19 protein-coding genes are annotated in these 18217 nt (G+C 69.9%); 10 read left to right on the top strand and 9 right to left on the bottom strand.

All coding sequences use genetic code 11. From position 1 onward, the window contains the following. Positions 1-15: 15 nt before the first annotated feature. On the bottom strand, positions 16-1182 hold the full coding sequence (hsaA, locus tag AB0C35_RS17195) for a 3-hydroxy-9,10-secoandrosta-1,3,5(10)-triene-9,17-dione monooxygenase oxygenase subunit (protein WP_358456348.1): 1167 nt from the start codon (positions 1180-1182) through the stop codon (positions 16-18). A 143-nt stretch (positions 1183-1325) separates the two neighbouring features. Between hsaA and AB0C35_RS17190 the strand changes: the two genes are divergently transcribed. From AB0C35_RS17190 to AB0C35_RS17170, 5 genes are all read left to right on the top strand, one after another. Further along, the gene (locus AB0C35_RS17190) at positions 1326-2486 is read left to right on the top strand and encodes a Rieske 2Fe-2S domain-containing protein (RefSeq protein ID WP_358456345.1); all 1161 of its coding nucleotides are present in this window, start codon (positions 1326-1328) and stop codon (positions 2484-2486) included. Continuing rightward, the gene (locus AB0C35_RS17185; protein ID WP_358456342.1) at positions 2483-2731 is read left to right on the top strand and encodes a ferredoxin; all 249 of its coding nucleotides are present in this window, start codon (positions 2483-2485) and stop codon (positions 2729-2731) included. Before AB0C35_RS17190 ends, AB0C35_RS17185 begins: the two co-directional genes overlap by 4 nt. Then, positions 2728-3519 carry a glucose 1-dehydrogenase gene (locus tag AB0C35_RS17180; RefSeq protein WP_358456339.1) on the top strand — a complete coding sequence of 264 codons (792 nt, stop codon included), beginning with the start codon at positions 2728-2730 and terminating at the stop codon, positions 3517-3519. The genes AB0C35_RS17185 and AB0C35_RS17180 overlap by 4 nt, the downstream gene beginning before the upstream one ends. After that, a complete protein-coding gene (locus AB0C35_RS17175; RefSeq protein WP_358456336.1) occupies positions 3516-4304 on the top strand; it encodes an SDR family NAD(P)-dependent oxidoreductase in 789 nt (262 codons plus the stop codon). The genes AB0C35_RS17180 and AB0C35_RS17175 overlap by 4 nt, the downstream gene beginning before the upstream one ends. Before the next feature lie 135 nt (positions 4305-4439). Continuing rightward, entirely contained in the window at positions 4440-5372 is a 933-nt protein-coding gene (locus AB0C35_RS17170) for an NADP-dependent oxidoreductase (protein ID WP_358456333.1), read from the top strand. Between the two features lie 130 nt (positions 5373-5502). Here the strand turns inward: AB0C35_RS17170 and AB0C35_RS17165 are convergent, their stop codons facing one another. Continuing rightward, positions 5503-6090 (bottom strand): helix-turn-helix domain-containing protein, encoded by a 588-nt coding sequence (locus tag AB0C35_RS17165; RefSeq protein ID WP_358456330.1) that lies wholly within the window; start codon positions 6088-6090, stop codon positions 5503-5505. 67 nt (positions 6091-6157) lie between these two features. Between AB0C35_RS17165 and AB0C35_RS17160 the strand changes: the two genes are divergently transcribed. Further along, complete coding sequence (locus tag AB0C35_RS17160) at positions 6158-6586, top strand: nuclear transport factor 2 family protein (protein WP_358456327.1); 429 nt, start codon at positions 6158-6160, stop codon at positions 6584-6586. 140 nt (positions 6587-6726) lie between these two features. Next, the gene (locus AB0C35_RS17155) at positions 6727-7305 is read left to right on the top strand and encodes a dihydrofolate reductase family protein (protein ID WP_358456325.1); all 579 of its coding nucleotides are present in this window, start codon (positions 6727-6729) and stop codon (positions 7303-7305) included. 39 nt (positions 7306-7344) lie between these two features. Here the strand turns inward: AB0C35_RS17155 and AB0C35_RS17150 are convergent, their stop codons facing one another. Next, on the bottom strand, positions 7345-8997 hold the full coding sequence (locus AB0C35_RS17150; protein WP_358456322.1) for a serine/threonine-protein kinase: 1653 nt from the start codon (positions 8995-8997) through the stop codon (positions 7345-7347). A gap of 181 nt (positions 8998-9178) precedes the next feature. Here AB0C35_RS17150 and AB0C35_RS17145 point away from each other — a divergent pair, with 181 nt between their 5' ends. Both AB0C35_RS17145 and AB0C35_RS17140 read left to right on the top strand, forming a co-directional pair. After that, positions 9179-9721, top strand: coding sequence for a DUF4365 domain-containing protein (locus AB0C35_RS17145; protein ID WP_358456319.1), 543 nt, complete (start codon positions 9179-9181; stop codon positions 9719-9721). Further along, complete coding sequence (locus AB0C35_RS17140; protein ID WP_358456316.1) at positions 9718-10902, top strand: hypothetical protein; 1185 nt, start codon at positions 9718-9720, stop codon at positions 10900-10902. The genes AB0C35_RS17145 and AB0C35_RS17140 overlap by 4 nt, the downstream gene beginning before the upstream one ends. 143 nt (positions 10903-11045) lie before the next feature. Here AB0C35_RS17140 and AB0C35_RS17135 read toward each other — a convergent pair whose 3' ends face one another. From AB0C35_RS17135 to AB0C35_RS17110, 6 genes are read right to left on the bottom strand one after another with little or no spacing between them, the layout of a single operon-like run. Then, positions 11046-12626, bottom strand: coding sequence for an AMP-binding protein (locus AB0C35_RS17135; protein ID WP_358456313.1), 1581 nt, complete (start codon positions 12624-12626; stop codon positions 11046-11048). A gap of 8 nt (positions 12627-12634) precedes the next feature. Beyond that, entirely contained in the window at positions 12635-13441 is an 807-nt protein-coding gene (locus AB0C35_RS17130; RefSeq protein ID WP_358456311.1) for an SDR family oxidoreductase, read from the bottom strand. Beyond that, positions 13434-13880 (bottom strand): nuclear transport factor 2 family protein, encoded by a 447-nt coding sequence (locus tag AB0C35_RS17125; protein WP_358456308.1) that lies wholly within the window; start codon positions 13878-13880, stop codon positions 13434-13436. Before AB0C35_RS17125 ends, AB0C35_RS17130 begins: the two co-directional genes overlap by 8 nt. After that, entirely contained in the window at positions 13877-14758 is an 882-nt protein-coding gene (locus tag AB0C35_RS17120) for an LLM class F420-dependent oxidoreductase (RefSeq protein ID WP_358456305.1), read from the bottom strand. Before AB0C35_RS17120 ends, AB0C35_RS17125 begins: the two co-directional genes overlap by 4 nt. Continuing rightward, on the bottom strand, positions 14755-16224 hold the full coding sequence (locus AB0C35_RS17115; RefSeq protein WP_358456302.1) for an FAD-dependent oxidoreductase: 1470 nt from the start codon (positions 16222-16224) through the stop codon (positions 14755-14757). Before AB0C35_RS17115 ends, AB0C35_RS17120 begins: the two co-directional genes overlap by 4 nt. Positions 16225-16246: 22 nt before the next feature. After that, complete coding sequence (locus tag AB0C35_RS17110) at positions 16247-17155, bottom strand: VOC family protein (protein ID WP_358456299.1); 909 nt, start codon at positions 17153-17155, stop codon at positions 16247-16249. Positions 17156-17296: 141 nt separating this feature from the next. Between AB0C35_RS17110 and AB0C35_RS17105 the strand changes: the two genes are divergently transcribed. Then, on the top strand, positions 17297-18133 hold the full coding sequence (locus AB0C35_RS17105) for an SDR family oxidoreductase (protein WP_358456296.1): 837 nt from the start codon (positions 17297-17299) through the stop codon (positions 18131-18133). Positions 18134-18217: the final 84 nt, after the last annotated feature.

Here is an 18217-nt window from a genome sequence, read left to right as displayed (position 1 = left end):
AGACCGGCGAGTCGGTCAGACGAGGTTGTCTTCGACCTTGAGGCCGAACTCGCCGCGGCCGTACATCGCCAGGGCGCGTTCGACGTCGTTGGCGACGTGGACACTGCCGGCGTGGGCGTCGCGCCAGGCGCGCTCGATGACGTTGCCGCGGTGCAGGGAGTTGCCACCGGCGGTCTTGAACAGGATGTCGATCGCCTGGATGGCGCGCTCGGTGCCGCGGACCTGGTCGCGGCGGGCGCGCAGCCGCAGCTCCATCGGGATCTTCTCGTTGCGGACCGCGTACTCGTGGATCTCCCGGACGTTCCGGTCCGTCTGCAGGATCGCCGCGTCGATCTCGGACGCGGCGCGGGCGACGGCGACCTGGGCGAACGGGTCCTCGACGAACCGTCCGCCGCCGAGGCTCAGCCGGATCCGGTCGCGCATCCGGTCCACGTAGTGGTCGTGGCAGCCGGCGGCCATCCCGATGACGCTGGCGGTGACCGTGGCGGTGAACAGCGTCCCGAACGGCATCCGGTACAGCGGGCCGGTGTTGACCTTGCGGCCCGGGTTGCGGAGCTGCGCCTGCTCGAAGTTGCGCATCGCGCGGTGCGCGGGCACGAACGCCCGCTCCACGACGACGTCGTCGCTGGCGGTGCCGCGCAGGCCCATCGAGTCCCACACCTCGCGGACCTCGAAGTCCTCCTTGGGGACGAGCACCGTCATGAAGTCGACGGGACGTCCCTCCGCGCCCACGACGAGCGCGCCGAGCAGGGCCCACGACGTGAACTCGACGCCGGACGAGAACGACCAGCGTCCCGTCACCTCGTAGCCGCCGTCGACCGGGGTGAGCCGTCCGACGGGGGCGTAGGACGAGGCGACGAGCGTGTCCGGCCCGGCGTCCCACACTTCGCGCTGCGCCTCGTCGGCGAACAGCCCCAGATGCCAGGAGTGGACGCCGAGGATGGCGGCGACCCAGCCGGTGGAGCCGCAGGCGCCGGAGATCGTCCGGATGACCTCGTAGAACGCGACGGGGTCGTCCTCGGCGCCGCCGTAGCGGGTGGGCTGGAGCATCCGGAACACCCCGGCGGCGGTGAGTTCACGGACGGTCTCGGCGGGGATGCGTCCCTTCTCGTCCACGGACCGGGCCCGCTCGGCGATGCCCGGCAGCAGCCCGCGCACGGTCTCCAGGACCTCGTTGCTCATCCCCGCTCCTTCCCTTGTGCGGCCATTGAAGGACACCATGTCAGGGTGCCGCCGCGGTCGGGAACGTCCCGGCCAGCGGGACTCATGGGCCGGGACGGTGAACTGCGACCTAACGTTCGAATCACCCGTCCGTCGCTGAAGGGATGATTTACGTGACCGCAACCGAGTCGGACGCCGTCCGCGCCATCGAGGCGGAGGCGATCTCCTCCCGTTTCGCCCGGGGATGGCACTGTCTCGGGCTGGCCGAGAAGTTCAAGGACGGCAAGCCCCACACCGTCAACGCGTTCGGGCAGAAGCTCGTGGTCTTCACCGGTGCGGACGGCAAGACGAACGTCCTGGACGGCTACTGCCGGCACATGGGCGGCGACCTGTCGCAGGGGACGGTGAAGGGCAACGAGATCGCCTGCCCGTTCCACGACTGGCGCTGGGGCGGCGACGGGCGCTGCAAGTCGATCCCGTACTCGCGCCGCGTCCCGCTGCGGGCCCGCACCGCCTCGTGGCCGACGATGGAGCAGGACAAGCTGCTGTTCGTCTGGAACGACCCGGAGGGGAGCAAGCCGCCGGCGGACGTGACGATCCCGTTGATCGAGGGCGCGACCCGCGACGACTGGACCGACTGGCGGTGGACGGAGACGGTCGTCAACACCAACTGCCGCGAGATCATCGACAACGTCGTCGACATGGCGCACTTCTTCTACATCCACAAGTCGTTCCCGACGTTCTTCAAGAACGTCTTCGAGGGCCAGGTCGCCACGCAGATCATGAAGGGCGTGACCCGGGAGGACGCCCGCCGGGCGCGCGAGGGCGACGGCGGCGGCGGGCCGCGGATGATCGGCAACACCTCCGTCGCGTCCTACCACGGCCCCTCGTTCATGATCGACGAGCTGACGTACCACTACGACGGGTACGACCTGAACTCAGTCCTGATCAACTGCCACTACCCGATCGACGAGCACTCGTTCACGCTGCATTCGGGCATCATCGTGCAGCACAGCGACGCGCTGCCGCCCGAGGCGGCCGAGGCGACCGCGCAGAAGCTGACCGACTTCATCCTGCTCGGTTTCGAGCAGGACATCGAGATCTGGCGGAACAAGGCCCGCATCGACAACCCGCTGCTGTGCGAGGAGGACGGGCCCGTCTACCAGCTGCGCCGCTGGTACCAGCAGTTCTACGTCGACGTCGCCGACGTCCGGCCGGAGATGACCGACAGGTTCGAGTTCGAGATCGACACGACCCGTCCGGTCGAATCGTGGAAGAAGGAGGTCGAGGAGAACCTCGCGCGCCGTGAGGGGGCCTCCGCATGACCCGGGCGGGGACGACCCGGCAGGACGAGCGCCTCCTGGACGGCCCGCTGCTGCCCGTCCGCTGCCGCCGCTGCGCCGCCGAGGTCCTGGTGCGCAAGGCGAGCTGGGAGCAGACGAGCATCCAGTGGAACGCCGACGCCAGGGCCGCGTGCGTGGGGATCGAGGATCCGCACGACACCTGCCCGGCGCTCCGCTCGGCGATCCAGGAGGCGGCCCTGACCGGCTCCATCAAGGTGGTCGAGTGACGCAGGGACGGCTGGCCGGCCGCGTCGCGGTCGTGACCGGCGCGGGCGACGGCATCGGACGCGGCGTCGCCCGCCGCTTCGCCGCCGAGGGCGCCCGCGTCCTGGTGGCCGAGCTGAACGAGAGGACCGGCGAGCGGGTGGCCGCCGAGATCGGGGAGAACGCCCGGTTCGTCCGGACCGACGTCACCGACAAGGCGCAGGTCCACGCCATGGTCTCGACGGCCGTGGAGACTTGGGGGTCGGTGGACGTCCTGGTCAACAACGCCTGGGGCGCCGGGACGGTCAGCCGCGTCGAGACCAAGACCGACGAGCAGCTCGCGCGTGGTTTCGCCATGGGCTACTACGGCCCGCTCTGGGCGATGCAGGCCGCGTTCCCCCACATGAAGGCCGGCGGCTGGGGACGCGTCATCAACATGTGCTCCCTGAACGGGGTCAACGCCCACATGGGCACCCTGGAGTACAACTCGGCCAAGGAAGCCCTGCGCACCCTGACCCGGACGGCCGCCCGCGAGTGGGCGCCGGCGGGCGTCGTCGTCAACGCGATCTGCCCGGGCGCCAAGAGCGCCGCGTTCCGGCGGATGGCGGCCGAGCACCCGGAGATCGAGGCCGCCGCCGACCGCGCCAACCCGATGGGCCGCCTCGGAGACCCGGAGACCGACATCGCACCCGTGGCGGTGTTCCTCGCGTCCGAGGACGCCCGATACCTGACCGGAAACACCCTGTTCGCGGACGGCGGCTCCCACATCAACGGCGTCGCCTGGACCCCGGACCTGGACGGAGGGCAATGATCGACCAGTACGGCCCGTGGGCCGTCATCGCGGGCGGCTCCGAGGGCGTCGGCTCCGCCTTCGCGCACCGCCTCGCCGACGCGGGCGTCAACCTCGTGCTGATCGCCCGGAAGCCGGGGCCGCTGGCGGAGACCGCCGAGGCCGTCCGCGCGAAGGGCGTCGAGGTCCGCACGCTCGAACTCGACCTCGTCGCACCGGACCCGCTCAAGGCCGTCCGCGAGGCCACCGACGACCTGGACGTCGGCCTGCTGATCTTCAACGCGGGCGCGAACAGCTACGGCCACGAGTTCGTCTCCGGCGACCTCGACCGCTTCCAGGGCGTCATCGACCTCAACATCACCGCGCAGCTCGCCTTCACGCACCATTTCGGGGCACTGATGAAGGCCCGCGGACGCGGCGGCATCCTGCTCGTCGGCTCCCTCGCCGGCTACATGGGCCAGCCGCAGATCAGCATCTACTCCGCGGTCAAGGCGTTCGGCCGGGTCTTCGCCGAGGGCCTCTGGCTGGAGATGCGCGAGCACGGGGTGGACGTCCTGGAGCTCGTCCCCGGCGTGACCCGCACCCCCGCGATGGAACGCGCCGGCCTCAACATGGACATGCCGGGCCTCAACGTCGCCGAACCCGACGACATCGCCCGCGAGGGCCTCGATCACTTGAAGGACGGCCCGGTCTGGGTCGCCGGCGGCAACTACGAGATGGCGCAGAAGCGTGCGGGCTTCCCCCGCGACCGCCTCGTCGCCGGCTCCCACAAGGCCATGCAGCGCATGCTCCCGAAACCGTCCTGACCTCCTTCGACGTGCGCCTCACGGCCCGGGATCCGCGTACGGACGCGGCCCCGGGCCGGTCGAATCGCCCGACTTGACCTCGACTTTGGTTGAGGTCTTAGCGTTCCTCTTGATCGACGATGAAGGGGGACCACTATGCGGGTTGCTGGATTCACCGAGCCGGGCGGGCCGGACGTGCTGAGGATCCTGGACGTGCCGGCACCGGAGGCGGGAACCGGCGAAGTCCGGGTTCGCGTCGTGGCGGCCGGGGTGCAGCCGTACGACCTGGCCATCCGGGAGGGATGGTCGCCGCCGGGGACGCCGGAGGGCTTCCCCCGCGTCCCCGGCAACGAGTTCGCGGGCGTCGTCGACCAGGTCGGCGCGGGTGTCACGGACGTTGAGCCCGGGGACGAGGTGATGGCCTTCGGCCGCCTCAACGGCTATGCCGAGTACGTCGTCGTCCCGGCCGAGGCGCTGGCGGCCAAGCCCGCGGGCATGCCGTGGGACGTGGCGGGCGGCCTCCCCGCCGCCGTGATGACGCCGCACATCGCGCTTGAGGAGATGGCCGTGGGACCGGGCGACACCCTCCTCGTCCACGCGGCGGCGGGCGCCGTCGGAACGGTCGCCGTCCAGCTCGCCCGCATCGCCGGCGCGACGGTGATCGGCACGGCGCGCGAGGCCAACCACGACTACCTGCGCTCGCTCGGCGCGATCCCGGTCGCCTACGGGGACGGCCTGGAAGAACGCGTACGAGCCCTGGCACCGGACGGCGTCGACGCGGCACTCGACGGCGCCGGCGGCGACGCCCTGGACGTGTCGCTCAACCTCGTCAAGGACCGGGACCGCATCACCACCCTCGTCGACCACGGCCGCGCCGCCGAACTCGGCGTCCGGACGACCCCGCCCGAGAAGCGGTCCGCGTCCCGCGTCGCCGAGGCCGCCCGCTACTACGAGGAGGGCCGCCTCCGCATCCACGTGCGCGGCGTCTTCCCGCTGGAACGCGCGGCCGACGCCCACCGCGAGGTCGCCACCGGCCACGGCCGCGGCAAGGTCGTCCTACTGACGACGCCGCCGGACGCCGCGGGCTAGCACCCCGTCCCGGCGAGGTGGGCGAACAAGCGGATCGTCTGCGCGCTAGCCCCCTCGCCGGAGTCGGAGCGCAGCACGCGGGTGCGGATCCCGGGTGTCGTCGACCGGAGAACAAGGGGCCCGCTCTCCGTTACGGGAGGGGACGTCTTTCACCATCGCCACGGGCGAGCCCGTCGAAGACGATTCCGAGTGCGCGGGCGCGTACCGGCTCGTCGAGATGAAGGTGGGCGACGGCGCGGGAGAGGCCGACCAGGAGCGCGTAGACCTCGTCGAGGCGGGCGTCCGGCCGGACCGCTCCGGCCTCTTGAGCGCGCCCGAGCAGGACGCCGACGGCCTCCCGCAGCTCAAGCGGCCCCTGGGCGGCGCGGCCGCCGGCGTCGCCCCCGGCGCCGGTGAACGCCTCGATGATGGCGAGTTTGCCCGCGGCGTCGTCCACGAGCCGGCCGAAGAAATCGAAGAACGCCCGGCCCGGATCGGACGATTCCGCGAGGCCGTGCGCCTGCCGGCAAAGGCGGTCGAAATGTTTCACCAGAACCGCCTCCAGCAACGCCCGCTTCGTGGGGAAGTGGCGGAAGACGGTGGCGATGCCGACCCCGGCGAGCCGTGCGACCTGCTCGGTGGAGGCGGCCGAGCCGCCCCTGCCGAAGACGTCCTCCGCCACCTCCAGGATCCGGGCTCGGTTATCGCGGGCATCGGCGCGCATGGGTTCCGTTGACATCCGAAGTCTCCACTTCGTATATTCGGAGTCCTCACTTCGGTACCTTATCGCGTCATCGGGAGGCGTCATGACGCTCACTCCTCGCGAGGTCTTCCTCGAACTCGTACAGGGGGTCTCAGAAGGCCGCTGGGACGAGCTTCACGAGCTGTACGCGGAAAAGACCCTCGTCGAGCATCCGTTCTCACCGTTCGAAGACGAACCGCTGCGCACCCGCGAGGAACTGCGCGAGCACTTCTCGGCCGGCAAGCACCTGCCGCCCCTCCGCCAGGAGCCCGCCAACATCACCGTGCACGAAACCGCGGACCCGGAAGTGATCGTCGCCGAGTTCGAATACCGCGGGACGGCCGAGGACGGTGAACCGTTCCGGGTTCCCTGCGTCTTCGTGCTCCGCGTACGGGATGGGCAGATCGTCGCCTCTCGCGACTACATCGATCACATTTCCTCGGCCCGCCGCCACGGCGTCCTGAACGAGCTCATCGACACCATCCGGTCGTGACCGCGCCCGCCGGGCGGCGCGGAACAGCGGTTTCACCTGAGTGAGGGACGCGGTGTTCCCGCTCGGCGGCGATGAGTTTCGCCGTGGTCACTGGTCGGTATCCCCAGCACGCGACCGCAACCGCGCCGGAGGAGAGCATCATGGCCGCTACGTACACATTCGACGTCTTTTCCAGCCTCGACGGCTTCGGCGCCGCCGGCGGCGACTGGACCGGCTACTGGGGCAAGCAAGGCCCCGAGCTCCTCGGCCGCCGCCTCGACCAGTACAGCGAGGACCAGCGGATGGTCCTCGGGGCCAACACCTATCGGGCGTTCGCGCAGATGCTGGCCTCCAGCACCGAGGACTCCGACGTACGCGACCCATGGGTCACGCGGATGACGAACCTGCCGGCGACGGTGGTGTCGACCACGCTCGAAGGCCCCCTCGACTGGCCGGACGCCGACGTCGTGAGCGGCGACGCCGTCGACGTCGTCGCCCGGCTCAAGGAGGAGTCCGAGGTGCCGCTGCGCTCGCACGGCAGCCTGTCGATGAACCGGGCGCTGATGGCGGCCGGCCTGGTCGACCGCGTCCAGGTGACGCTCTTCCCCGTGATCACCGGCCGGACCGGCATGGACCCGGTCTTCCAGGGCGCGGCCGACTTCGACCTCGAACTGATCGAGCACCGGACGCTCGACGGCCGCATCCAGGAACTCGTCTACCGGCCCACCCTGCATGCCTGAGCGGAGCCTCGCCCTCCCCCAGGCCGATGCCCGGCGGGCTCAGACGAGTCGGGCGCAGAGCTTGCCGCCGCGATAGGACCAGTCAACTGATCTGCGGGCCGAAGGGCAGTCGCCCCCGGTGAGCGCGGTGACCTTGAGGATGTGGTCGTAACTCCCCGGGAGGGGTCTCTTCCCGCACGGCCACGAGGTCATCAGGTCGCCGTTGCTGATGGAGACGGTGCCCTCGTCCGGGCCGTCCGTGCCCAGGAAACAGTCGCCCACGCGGAGCTGCCGCGAAACACAGAGAGCGATCTCGTCTCCCTCATCGCCGTAGCTCCACCACAGTTCCCCGTCTATCTCTCCGTCCCCGTCGGCGCAGTCAGAGGTGTCGTCCGCCACCTTGGTCACCCGGACGTAGGCGTTCGACCGGCTGCAGGGGACGGCGTTCGGCTTGCCCTTGCTCCACTTGTCCGAGTCGTGTGGGGACCTGTGCGCGTCCAGGCAGTCACCGGCCGAGATCTTCTCGAACGCCTTGCGGACGGGATCGGGGGCGGCGCTCGCGCTCGCGGAAGCGACCTCACTGGACGTCGGCGACGGCGTCTGGGGGGCATCGGATGTGCGGGGGGCGGTCACCTGCGCGGCGGCGCCCGATCCGGCAGGCTCGCTCCCGTCGTCCGCGATGGCCCAGACGGCGAAGGCGACCAGCAGGACGCCCACCACCGCGGCCGCTCCCGCGGCCGTCGCGGACCTCGGTCGTCCGGGCCAGGGAACCCGCGGCGGTCTCCCCGACGTGCCCCGCGGCGGTGGCAGCAGCACCTCGGTCTCCGCCACCCGTGTGGCGATCATCGTGGTAACCGACCGCGGCAGCGAAGGTTCCCCGCCCTGGACGAGGACGGAGCAGCGGTCGAGGATCGCGTCGAGGCCGGGCCGGTCGCCCGGGTCCTTCGCCAGGCCGGCCGCGATCAGCGGGCGCAGCGACTCCGGGACGCCGGTCAGGTCGGGGTCCTCGTTGACGACGCGGTAGCCGAGGGCTTCGATCGGTCCCTCACCGAACGGCCGCCGGCCGGTGGCGGCGAAGGCCAGCACCGCGGCGAGGCAGAACACGTCGCTGGCCGACCCGATCTCGCGGCCCCGGAACTGCTCGGGCGACATGAACCCGGGTGTGCCGACCACGCTGGTGGTCTGCGAGGTGGCGTCCAGCGCCCGCGCGATGCCGAAGTCGATGATGCGGGGACCGTCCTGGGCGAGCAGCACATTGCCGGGCTTGAGGTCCCGGTGGACGACGTTGCGCTCGTGGATCGCCATCAGCCCTTCGGCCAGGCCCGCACCGAGTCCCGCCACCGACTCCTCGGAGAACGCCCCGTGCTCGCCGACGGCCTCCTGCAACGACGGTCCGGCGATGTACTCGGTGACGAGCCAGGGCGGATCGACGCCGGGATCGGCGTCCACCACCTGCACGGTGTGGATGCCCCCGACCCGCCGCGCCGCCGCGACCTCCTGCTCGAACCGCCGCCGGAACTGCGGATCCTCGGCGAGGTGCGGATGGATCACCTTGACCGCGACCGGACGCCCGCCCTTCGACCGTCCCAGGTAGACCCGGCCCATCCCGCCCGCCCCCAACCGCGCCAGCAGCCGGTACTCACCGATCCGCTTAGGGTCGTCCGCCTGGAGCGGCTTCAGTTTCTCCCCGGACACCCGCACGCCCTCCCACACCCACCGATGATCAAAACCAAACTTTTCCACAGCAACACGGCAGATGCCCGTCAGGTCCCATCGGGCCCCGCCAGCCGTCACGGCGCGTGGAAGTGCCTCTCGGCCCGTGGCGTTGATGCCTGTACGACCTGGAGTAAGCAACTCGCCACATTCCGCTACATGATGCGGCACAATCTTCCTCGTGCGGGACCAGGAGCAGAACACCCTGCAAGGCGATTTCGGCGAGGCCTGGCTAGAGGCGGTCGCCGCTGGGTGCGGTCTCCTCCACGGCCGCCCGACCACGGTGGATCTCCAGAAGGCGGACGTGCAACTCGTGTATCCGGGGACCGAACTGGGGACGTACTACCCGACCGTGAACGTCCAGGTCAAGACGACCATCCAGCTGAGGCAGCTGACGTCTGGCGACTTCAGTTATGACCTGGACCTTGAGACGTACGATGCGCTCAGGCGAACCGACCACGCCGTTGGTAGGGTTCTTGCCGTAATCGGCGTTCCCGAGGAAGGTGAGAACGTGCGCCTTCATAGCGAAGGAACGCTCCTTTGCGGTCGCGGAGCATGGGTTTCACTTGAGGCCATGGAGCCTTCAAGGAATAGGACAAGTCAGGCGATACACCTTCCCGCCGTCAACACCCTGGATCAGTCAGGGTTGCACAGAATGCTCAAAACACACGGAATTCGACGATCGACTCCCGTTCCTCCCTTGGATGTTTGGGGTCAGTCATGAGTCGCGTGAATTTCGTTAATGAGGGCAGCCCTGCGAAGGCGCCGGATCTTGCGGCGTTCACCAACTATCTGACCAGTTCCGGCTGGATTCTCGAAGATGCCGATGGTCAGACTAGTATGTGGCGGCCGCAACTCAGTGGCAGGCACGACAAAATCCGCGTCGTACTACCGGTGACTCAGCGTGTGCGCGACTATATGGAACGCATAGATGACGCACTCAAGGCACTCTCCTTCGTTGAGCAGCGACTCCCAGAAGAAATAGCGGATGACATCAACTTCGGCGGAGCCGACAATATTGCCGTCCGCCTGACACCAGACGCTCCGACGGGCGAGGCGCCACTACTCCTGGCATATTCCGCAATATCCGCTCTCAAGAATTTCGTCGTGGCTTCTGCGGCTTCACTGGACTACAACTCACTGGTCCTCCCTCCGAGACGACCGCAGCGCGCCGAGGCCTACGCATCCCAGGCAAGGCTGTCCACTCAGCCAGGGAGTTTCATACTGTCACTAGCTCTTCCGTTGGCAGACATATATTCGGACGAGACGGATGACTCGCCTCCGGTAGGCCAAGACACGCTGGTTGATGTTCCGCCGCAGCCCTTCGGACGCAAAGTGACGAACCGGATGCTGGCGACCACCCGGAAGGCGCAGCAACTGGCGGAGGAAGTCAGCGAAGGAGACCGGCCGATCTCGTCGTTCGGGGACTTCCTCCCGGACACCCCCAACGCTACGGAACTTGCGGCACTAAGCTCACTGGGCGGGCCGGAGCACGACATCTACCAAATACGCTTCGCCAAGTCACCGTTGGCCGGCGGAACTGCGGAGCCCGCACTCCTGCGGGTCACTCCAGGGCAGCAGCGAATCCTCGGCGAAGCCGCCGATTATCTGCGTACCAAGCAACCTAGAGCCGGAGTGACGGTTACCGGCCTAATTGTTCGACTATTCCGGGAGGGTGGCTTTGGGCGAGGAGAGGCGGTCATTCAGGGAGTGGCCGACGATTCTGGCGAAGCCCGCAGATACAGAGTCGAGCTCGGTGAACTCGATTATAATGAAGCCGTCAGGGCGCACGCCGACGGGCTCCAAGTTACCGCCACGGGAGATTTGGACATCAGGGGCACTAGGCGGTCTCTTCGAAGGCTGACCTCCTTTGCCGTCATCCCCGGGCTTGAGGACGAATCCTGAGTCCGCGCCAAAGCCCGGTCGCTTCCCGTTAACGCCGTCCGGCGCTTGGCCCGCCACTCGGCCCGGCCTCATGGGGATGCGCTGGGGCTGAGCGCTACGGCGTGAAGATGCGCAGTTACCAGGTCGGTGAGGGTTGTCGGTGGTCAGGTGGGGCGGCGTTTGTAGGTGTCGGCTTGGTGTTCGTAGATGGGGTCTGTTGTGTTGTGGGCTTCGGTGCGTAGGGGGCGCTTGATGACCTTGTTGGTGGGGGTGCGGGGTAGCTCGTCCACTATGCGGATGTAGCGGGGCGTCCATTTGGTGCCTAGGTCGGGTTGGGCCTTGAGGAAGGCCGTGAAGGACTCCGGGTCGAAAGTCTGGGGCGGAGCCAGGGTGACGGCTGCCATTACCTGGTCGCCTACGTGTTCGTCTGGGACGGCGTAGACGGCTACGTCTGCGAAGGGCTCGTAGCGGGCTAGGAGGCGTTCGACGGGGGCTGAGGCGAAGTTCTCGCCGTCGACGCGTAGCCAGTCGTCGTCGCGGCCGGCGAAGTACCAGAAGCCGTCGGCGTCGCGGTAGGCGAGGTCGCCCGACCACGTCCAGCCGTTGCGGACGCGTTTCGCCGTCGCCCCGGGGTTGTTGTAGTAGCCCTCGAACTTGGCGGCGCCCATCGTGTCGACGATCTCGCCGATGGCCTCGTCGGCGTTGAGGAGCGTGCCGTGTTCGTCGAACCTGGCGCGTGGGCACTCCTGGAGGGTTTCCGGGTCGATGACCACGGTGCCCGGCTCGGCGACGCCGAGGGAGCCCGGAGGGGTGCCCGGGACGCGGTTGAGGCGGATCTCGCCTTCGCTGGAGCCGTAGGAGTCGATGACGGTGCAGCCGAAGCGGCGGGCGAACTCGGCGATGTCGCGCTCGTTGGCCTCGTTGCCGAAGGCGATGCGGAGGGTGTTGTCAGCGTCGTCCGGCTTCTCGGGGACGGCCAGTATGTACGCGAGGGGCTTGCCCACGTAGTTGAAGAACGTGACGCCGTAGCCGCGGACGTCCGGGAGGAAACCGGACGCCGAGAACTTGCGGCGGAGGGCTATGCGGCCTCCGGTCGCGACGGCGGGGGCGATACCGGCCATCAGGGCGTTCGAGTGGAACATCGGCATGACGACGTAGAACACGTCGTCGCGGGTCAGGTTGCGGCGGTCGCGTTGCTGGACGGCGATGCGGCCGAGCCGGCCCTGGGTGCAGATCACCGCCTTGGGGGCGGATGTCGTCCCCGAGGTGAAGACCAGGGAGAAGATCGTCTGCGGGCTGGCAAGGGGAACGTCCGCCGGTTGGGTCGTTGCCAGGTGGTCGGTGTAGGCGGCGGTGTCGATCGTCAGCGTCGGGACGTCCACCAAGCCGCCCAGTTGCGATTCGCGGGACGTCTCGCTGATCAGGAGGGCGCAGTCGGTGTGGGTGATGTCGCGGGCCAGTTCGGCGCCCCGGCGGGTCGGGTTCAGTTCGACGACCGGGACGCCGGCGAGCGCGGAGCCCAGCAGCCAGAACAGGTGCTCGGGGCCGTTCTCCAGGAACAGGCCGACGTGGCCGTCCGCGGCGCGGGCCAGGGTCGCGCGGCGGCGGGCCTCGGTGACGACCTCGCGCCACGTCCAGGACGCGTCCTCGAAGTTCAGGGCCGTTCGGTCGTCGTCCGCGCGGGCCGCGACGAGTTCGGCGAACGTGACCTCGCGGGCGGGGCGGTCGTCGTGCAGCGCGGGCATGGCACTCCCTAGGCGCGGTGGGGGCGGTTCGTCCAGCCCTGGTCGTCGGCGCGGACGAACCAGCCGGATGCGGCGAGCGTGCCGCCGTCCACCGGGATCGTGTGGCCGGTGACGAAGCGGGCGGCGTCGGACGCGAGGAACTCCACCACGGCGGCGTAGTCGTCGGGTTCGCCGAAGCGGGCCAGAGGGACCCATGTGTGCTCCAGGCCCTCGTCGTAGCCGCGCCGCATCCATTCGACCGGGGTCTGCTCGGTGTCGGCGAGGTCGGGGGCGATGGCGTTGACGCGGACGCCGTGCCGGCCGACCGCCACGGCGAGGCTGCGGGTGAAGGCCGATACGCCCGCGTTGAACGCCGAGTACACCGGATGCTGCGGAATGCCCCGGAAAGCCTCGACGGTGGAGTTGTTGACGATGCTGCCCGAGCGCCGCTCGACCATGGCCGGCAGCAGGGCGTGGGTGAGCTTGAAGACGTGGAGGAGGTTCAGCTCGTAGAGGCGCTGCCACTGGGCGGGCGTGCTGTCCTGGAAGGACGCGGCGGCGGGACGGAAGTCGCCCACGTTGTTCACCAGGACGTCCACGCGGCCCTGCGTCGCGGCCGTCACCTTCTCGATCGTCTCGTCCTCGACGATGTCGCCGATGACGGTGACGCATTGGCCGCCGGACTCCTCGATGTCGGCGCGGGTGCGTTCGGCGGCGTCCGCGTCGATGTCGTTGAGGATCAGCAGGTCGCCGGCGGCGGCCAGGCGGCGGGAGATCGCGCCGCCGATGCCGAGTGCGCCGCCCGTGACCACGCTGGTCCTGGCCTCCTCAGCCAACGCGCCACCTCCGGACGGGTCTGGTCTCGATGAAGTCGATCTGGAGTTCCCGCCGGGCGAAGCGCCACGCGCCGTCCGAGCGGCGGTAGGTGTCGGCGTAGCGCAGGTGCCAGATGAGGTCGGACGGCTTGCCGTCGTCGCGCTCGGTGAGGTGGTGGGCGACGCAGGCGATGTGGCCGGTCACCCCGTCGAACACCTGGCCGACGATCTCGTGGGACGTCAGCGGGACGTCGTTCAAAGGCGACAGGGCCGCGATGATCTCGTCCCGCCCGGTGAAGGTCCGCGCCGGGGCGAGTGAACTGGGCGGGTCTGGCAGGACGAGGACGCCGTCGCCGGTGAACAGTCCGGCGAGGGCGGGCAGGTCGCGGCGGTCGGCGTACAGCGCGTACCGGGCGACCAGGTCGGACAGTCCGACCCGATCGCCCGTGGAAAGCGTCATGACAGGCCGAGGCGTTCGGCGCACGACGACAGTTCGTCGCGGGCCTCGTTCAGGTCCTTGGTCGGGTTGCCGCGCAGGACGAGACGGCCCGCGCCCAGCCCTGCCAGCTTGTCCGCCTTCTCCGGGGTGACCGCCGACAGCGAATGGCCGAGGGTGAGTTCGAGCGCGTCCGGGTCACGGTCGTTCCGCTCGGCCTCCTCCCGCATCAGCGCGACCAGGGCACGGAGTTCGTCGCCTGCCACGCCGAGCGGCTGGAGGCCGTCGCCGTACCGGCCGGCGCGGCGTGCGGCGGCCTTGGTGTGGCCGCCGACGTGGATCGGCACGCCGCCGTCCTGGACGGGCTTCGGGTAGCTCATCGCGCCCTCGAACCGGAAGAACTCCCCGTCGTGCGCGGCCCCTGATGGCGCCGTGTCGGCCCACAGTTTGCGGAGCACCTGGAGTTGCTCGTCGGCGCGGCGGCCGCGCGAGTCGAAGTCGGTGCCGCAGGCCTCGACCTCCTCGCGCATCCAGCCCATCCCCACGACCAGCCGCAGCCGTCCACCGGACAGCGCGTCGATCGTCGCGAGACGCTTGGCGAGCACCACCGGGTGGTGGTTGGGCAGGACGAGGACGCCGGTGGCCAGGCCGATCCGGGACGTCCGGCCGGCGAGGAACGCCAGCAGATCCAGGGGATCGGGGATGTCCAGGTCGTCGGCCAGCGCCATGCGGCCCGACGTGTCGTACGGGTAGACGCTCGAATACCCGCTCGCCACCACCGCGTGCTCCACCGCGCCGACCGACTCGAAGCCGCAGGCCTCGGCGTGCTGGACGTACGCGCCGATCCACGCGGGATCGGCGGTGACGCCCGCCGCCACGGGGAGCAGGACGGCGTATTTCATTCAGGTTCCTTCTTGAGCGCTGCGGCGGCGCGTCCGGCGCGGCGGCCGAAGAACGTGCCGTCGCCGAGGGACGTCCCGCTGATGTAGCCCTCGCCGTGCATGCCGGAGGCGGCACGGCCGGCCGCGTACAGGCCGGGCACGGGGTCGCCGGAGTTGTTCAGGACCTCGCCGTCGACGGTCGTGTGCAGCCCGCCCAGGGTGAACCCGCCCGCGCCGGTGCCCTTGCCCGTGGCGCCGGTGCCGAAGAACCCTGCGGCGGGGTCGATCGCGGCGAACGGGGACTTCAGCGGGCGCAGCCACTTCGGGTCCTTGCGGAAGTACGGGTCCTCGCCCTTCTCGGCGTGCCGGTTGTACGTCTCGACCGTGTTCTCCAGGGACCCGGCGGGCATGCCCAGCGACTCCTCCAGCTCGGCCAGCGTCTCGGTGACGTACTTGGGGAGCACTCCCCACCGGTCGGCCTCGGGGACGGACTCGTAGCCCTCCTCGTCGATGATCGTCCAGTAGGGGCCGGGCTGGTTCCGGACGGCGTGGACGCTGAAGTGGCCCGGGTAGACGTCCTCGTTGATGAAGCGGCGGCCCATGCCGTCCACCAGCATCCCGCGGCACACCATGGCCGGCAGCGCGGTGAGCGCGATCTCGACCACTCCCATCCGGCGGGTGGCGGCGCCGATCGCGCTCGCCATCCGGATGCCGGAGCCGTCGTCGAGGCCGTCGCTGACCTTGTCGTGGCCGAGCAGCACGGGCGCGTGGTCGGCGAGCATCTCCTCGTTGTCGACGAATCCGCCGGTCGTGAGGATCACCGCCGTGCGCGCGCGGTAGGTGACCTGCTTGCCGTACTTGCGCGCCACCACGCCAGCGACGCGGCCGTCCTCGTCCAGGACGAGGTTCGCGGCGACGGTGTCGACGTGCGTGACGGCTCCGGCGCCGGTCGCGGCAGCGGTCAGCTTGTCCATCAGCACCTTGCCGCCGAACCCGCTCGCAGCCGGACGGTGCCCGCGCGGGACGGGACGGGCCACGGTGTTGTACGGCCAGGAGTTCTCGCCCAGCCACATCAGCCCGTCCTCGGAGAAGGGCATCCACACGGGCGCGGGGTAGAGGGTGGGGTTGAACGTGACGCCGCACTCGCGGAACCACTCGAAGTGCTCGACGCTCCCGTCGCAGTACAGCCGGAGCTTCTCGGTGTCGGCGTTGGGGCCGATCGCCGCCTCCAGGTAGGCGTACATGTTGTCGGGGTCGTCGTCGAACCCGCACGCCTTCTGCACCTCGGTGCCGCCGCCGAGGTACAGCTCGCCGCCGGACTGCGCCGACGAGCCGCCGGGCCCGCTCGCCCGCTCCAGCACCAGGACGTCCGCCCCGGCGCGGGCGGCCTCGTACGCGGCGGCGGCGCCCGCGCAGCCGAAGCCGACGACGAGCACGTCGCATTCGTGGTCGAACTCCCCTATTTCGTCGGTCCCGACCGGTTCCACCGAAGCACGAGAAGTCACCGGGTCACTTCCCCGGAGGGGTGAACGCGGCCAGCGGCTCGGACCCCGACCAGTCGTGTCCCCAGTAGCTGTCCTTAGTGATCTCCTCGGCGGTGTAGTACGTCTCGTCGACGAGGAGGCCCTCGCAGCCGTACTCGATGTCCCAGCCGCCAGGGGCCCGTACGTAGAACGACACCATCTTGTCGTTGGTGTGCCGGCCGAGCGTCGAGGAGATCGAGAAGCCCTTCTCCTTGACGGTGTCCAGCGCGATGCCGACCGCGTCGAGGGTGTCGACCTCCACCATCAGGTGGACGAGGCCGGGGTCGCCGTCGTGCGGTGCCGGGCAGATCGCCAGGCTGTGGTGGCGCTGGTTGACGCCCATGAAGCGGATCCGCACCGCGCCGCCGCCGACCTTCATCGCGCCGCGCGGCAGGAACCCGAGGACCTCGTTGTAGAACGTGACGGTCTCGGCGAAGTTCGGGGTGGGCAGCACCACGTGCCCCATGCCCATCGGGCCGGTGACGAACTTCTGCGCGAAGCCGGTGCGGACCGGGCTGTGGTCGAGCACCGCCCCGAAGAACACCTCGACGGGGGTGCCGCCGGGGTCGGTGAACGCGATGACCTCCTCGGCGTCGCGCTCCGCCGCCTCCTTGGGCTTCAGTGCCGTCACGGCCGTCCCGGACTTCTCGACGGCCTCGCGGACGGCGGCCAGAGCGAACTGGTCGCGGACCTCCCAGCCCACGGCCAGCACCCTGTCGGAGTCGCCGGGCAGCACCTGAAGGCGCGACCGGCGCTCGTCCATGCGCAGGTAGAGGCCGTCCGGGTCGGGGCCGCCGCCCTCGGCGAACCCGAGCCCGTCGAGGGCGAACTCGCGCCAGCGGTCGATGTGGCGGGTCTGGACCTTCAGATAACCCAGCCCTCGGATCTGCGTCACTGTCCTCGATCCCTTCGGTGTCTGCGGCCCGCGCAGCGGACGTCCATGCTCAACCTGCCAAATCGGCCGGTGCGCCGCCGGAGGCTTCCCGCTCAGTGAGAGTCGTCCGGTGGGCCGGACCGCCGCTGCCATCATCGCGTCATGACAGCAAAGAGACCTGTCGCGCTGGTGACCGGGGCGAGCCGGGGCATCGGCCGGCGGACGGCCCTCGCGCTCGCCGCCGCCGGGCACGACGTCGCCTTCACCGCCCGCACCCTTGAGGAGGGCGAAGGCCGGATCCCGCCTCGGCACGGCACGGCGGAGGCGATCCCCGTCCCCGGCAGCCTGGCGCGGACCCGCGCCGAGATCGAGGCGCTCGGCGCACGCGCGTTGCCCGTCCCGATGGACCTCCTCGACCGGGGCGGCGTGACCCGCGCGGCCGAGACGGTGCTGGACGCGTGGGGTCGCGTCGACGTGCTCGTCAACAACGCGGTGGCGCACATCGCGGGCACCCACGAACGGTTCCTCGACCTCGACGTGGACGTGGCCGAGCGGACGGTCACCGGGAACTACCTGAACCAGATCGTGCTGCTCCAGGCCGTCCTCCCGGCGATGCTGGACCAGGGCGGCGGGACGATCGTCAACCTGTGCTCGGGGTCGGCCACCAGCGATCCGCCCGGACCGCCCGGCGAAGGCGGCTGGGGCGTGGCGTACTCGGCGTCCAAGGCGGCATTCGGGCGGCTCGCCGGTGCGATCAACGCCGAGTTCCTGGGACGCGGCGTCCGCGCCTTCAACCTCGACCCGGGCTTCGTGGTCACCGAGGCGGGCGCGGCGCGCGGCGGCCTCGACTCCCTCAAGGACGAGGGGTTCGAGCCGACGCCCGAGGAGGCCCCGGCGGCGGCCGTCGTCTGGCTCGTCACCGCCCAGGAGGCGGACGAGTTCCTCGGCCGGGTCATCTGGACGCCCAGGCTCGTCGCCGACCGCTCCCTGCTCCGTTGACTTGCGGCGGGGGGGGGGGGGTGGGGGGGCCCCAAAGGGCAGACCCCCCCCCAAACGGAACATAAACAACCGAACGAACAACCC

It is taken from the genome of Spirillospora sp. NPDC048819, assembly GCF_040650055.1.
Classification (GTDB): Bacteria; Actinomycetota; Actinomycetes; order Streptosporangiales; family Streptosporangiaceae; genus Spirillospora.
The sequence above is the reverse complement of the archived record's forward strand: the minus strand, read 5'-3'. Positions and strand labels throughout refer to the sequence as shown.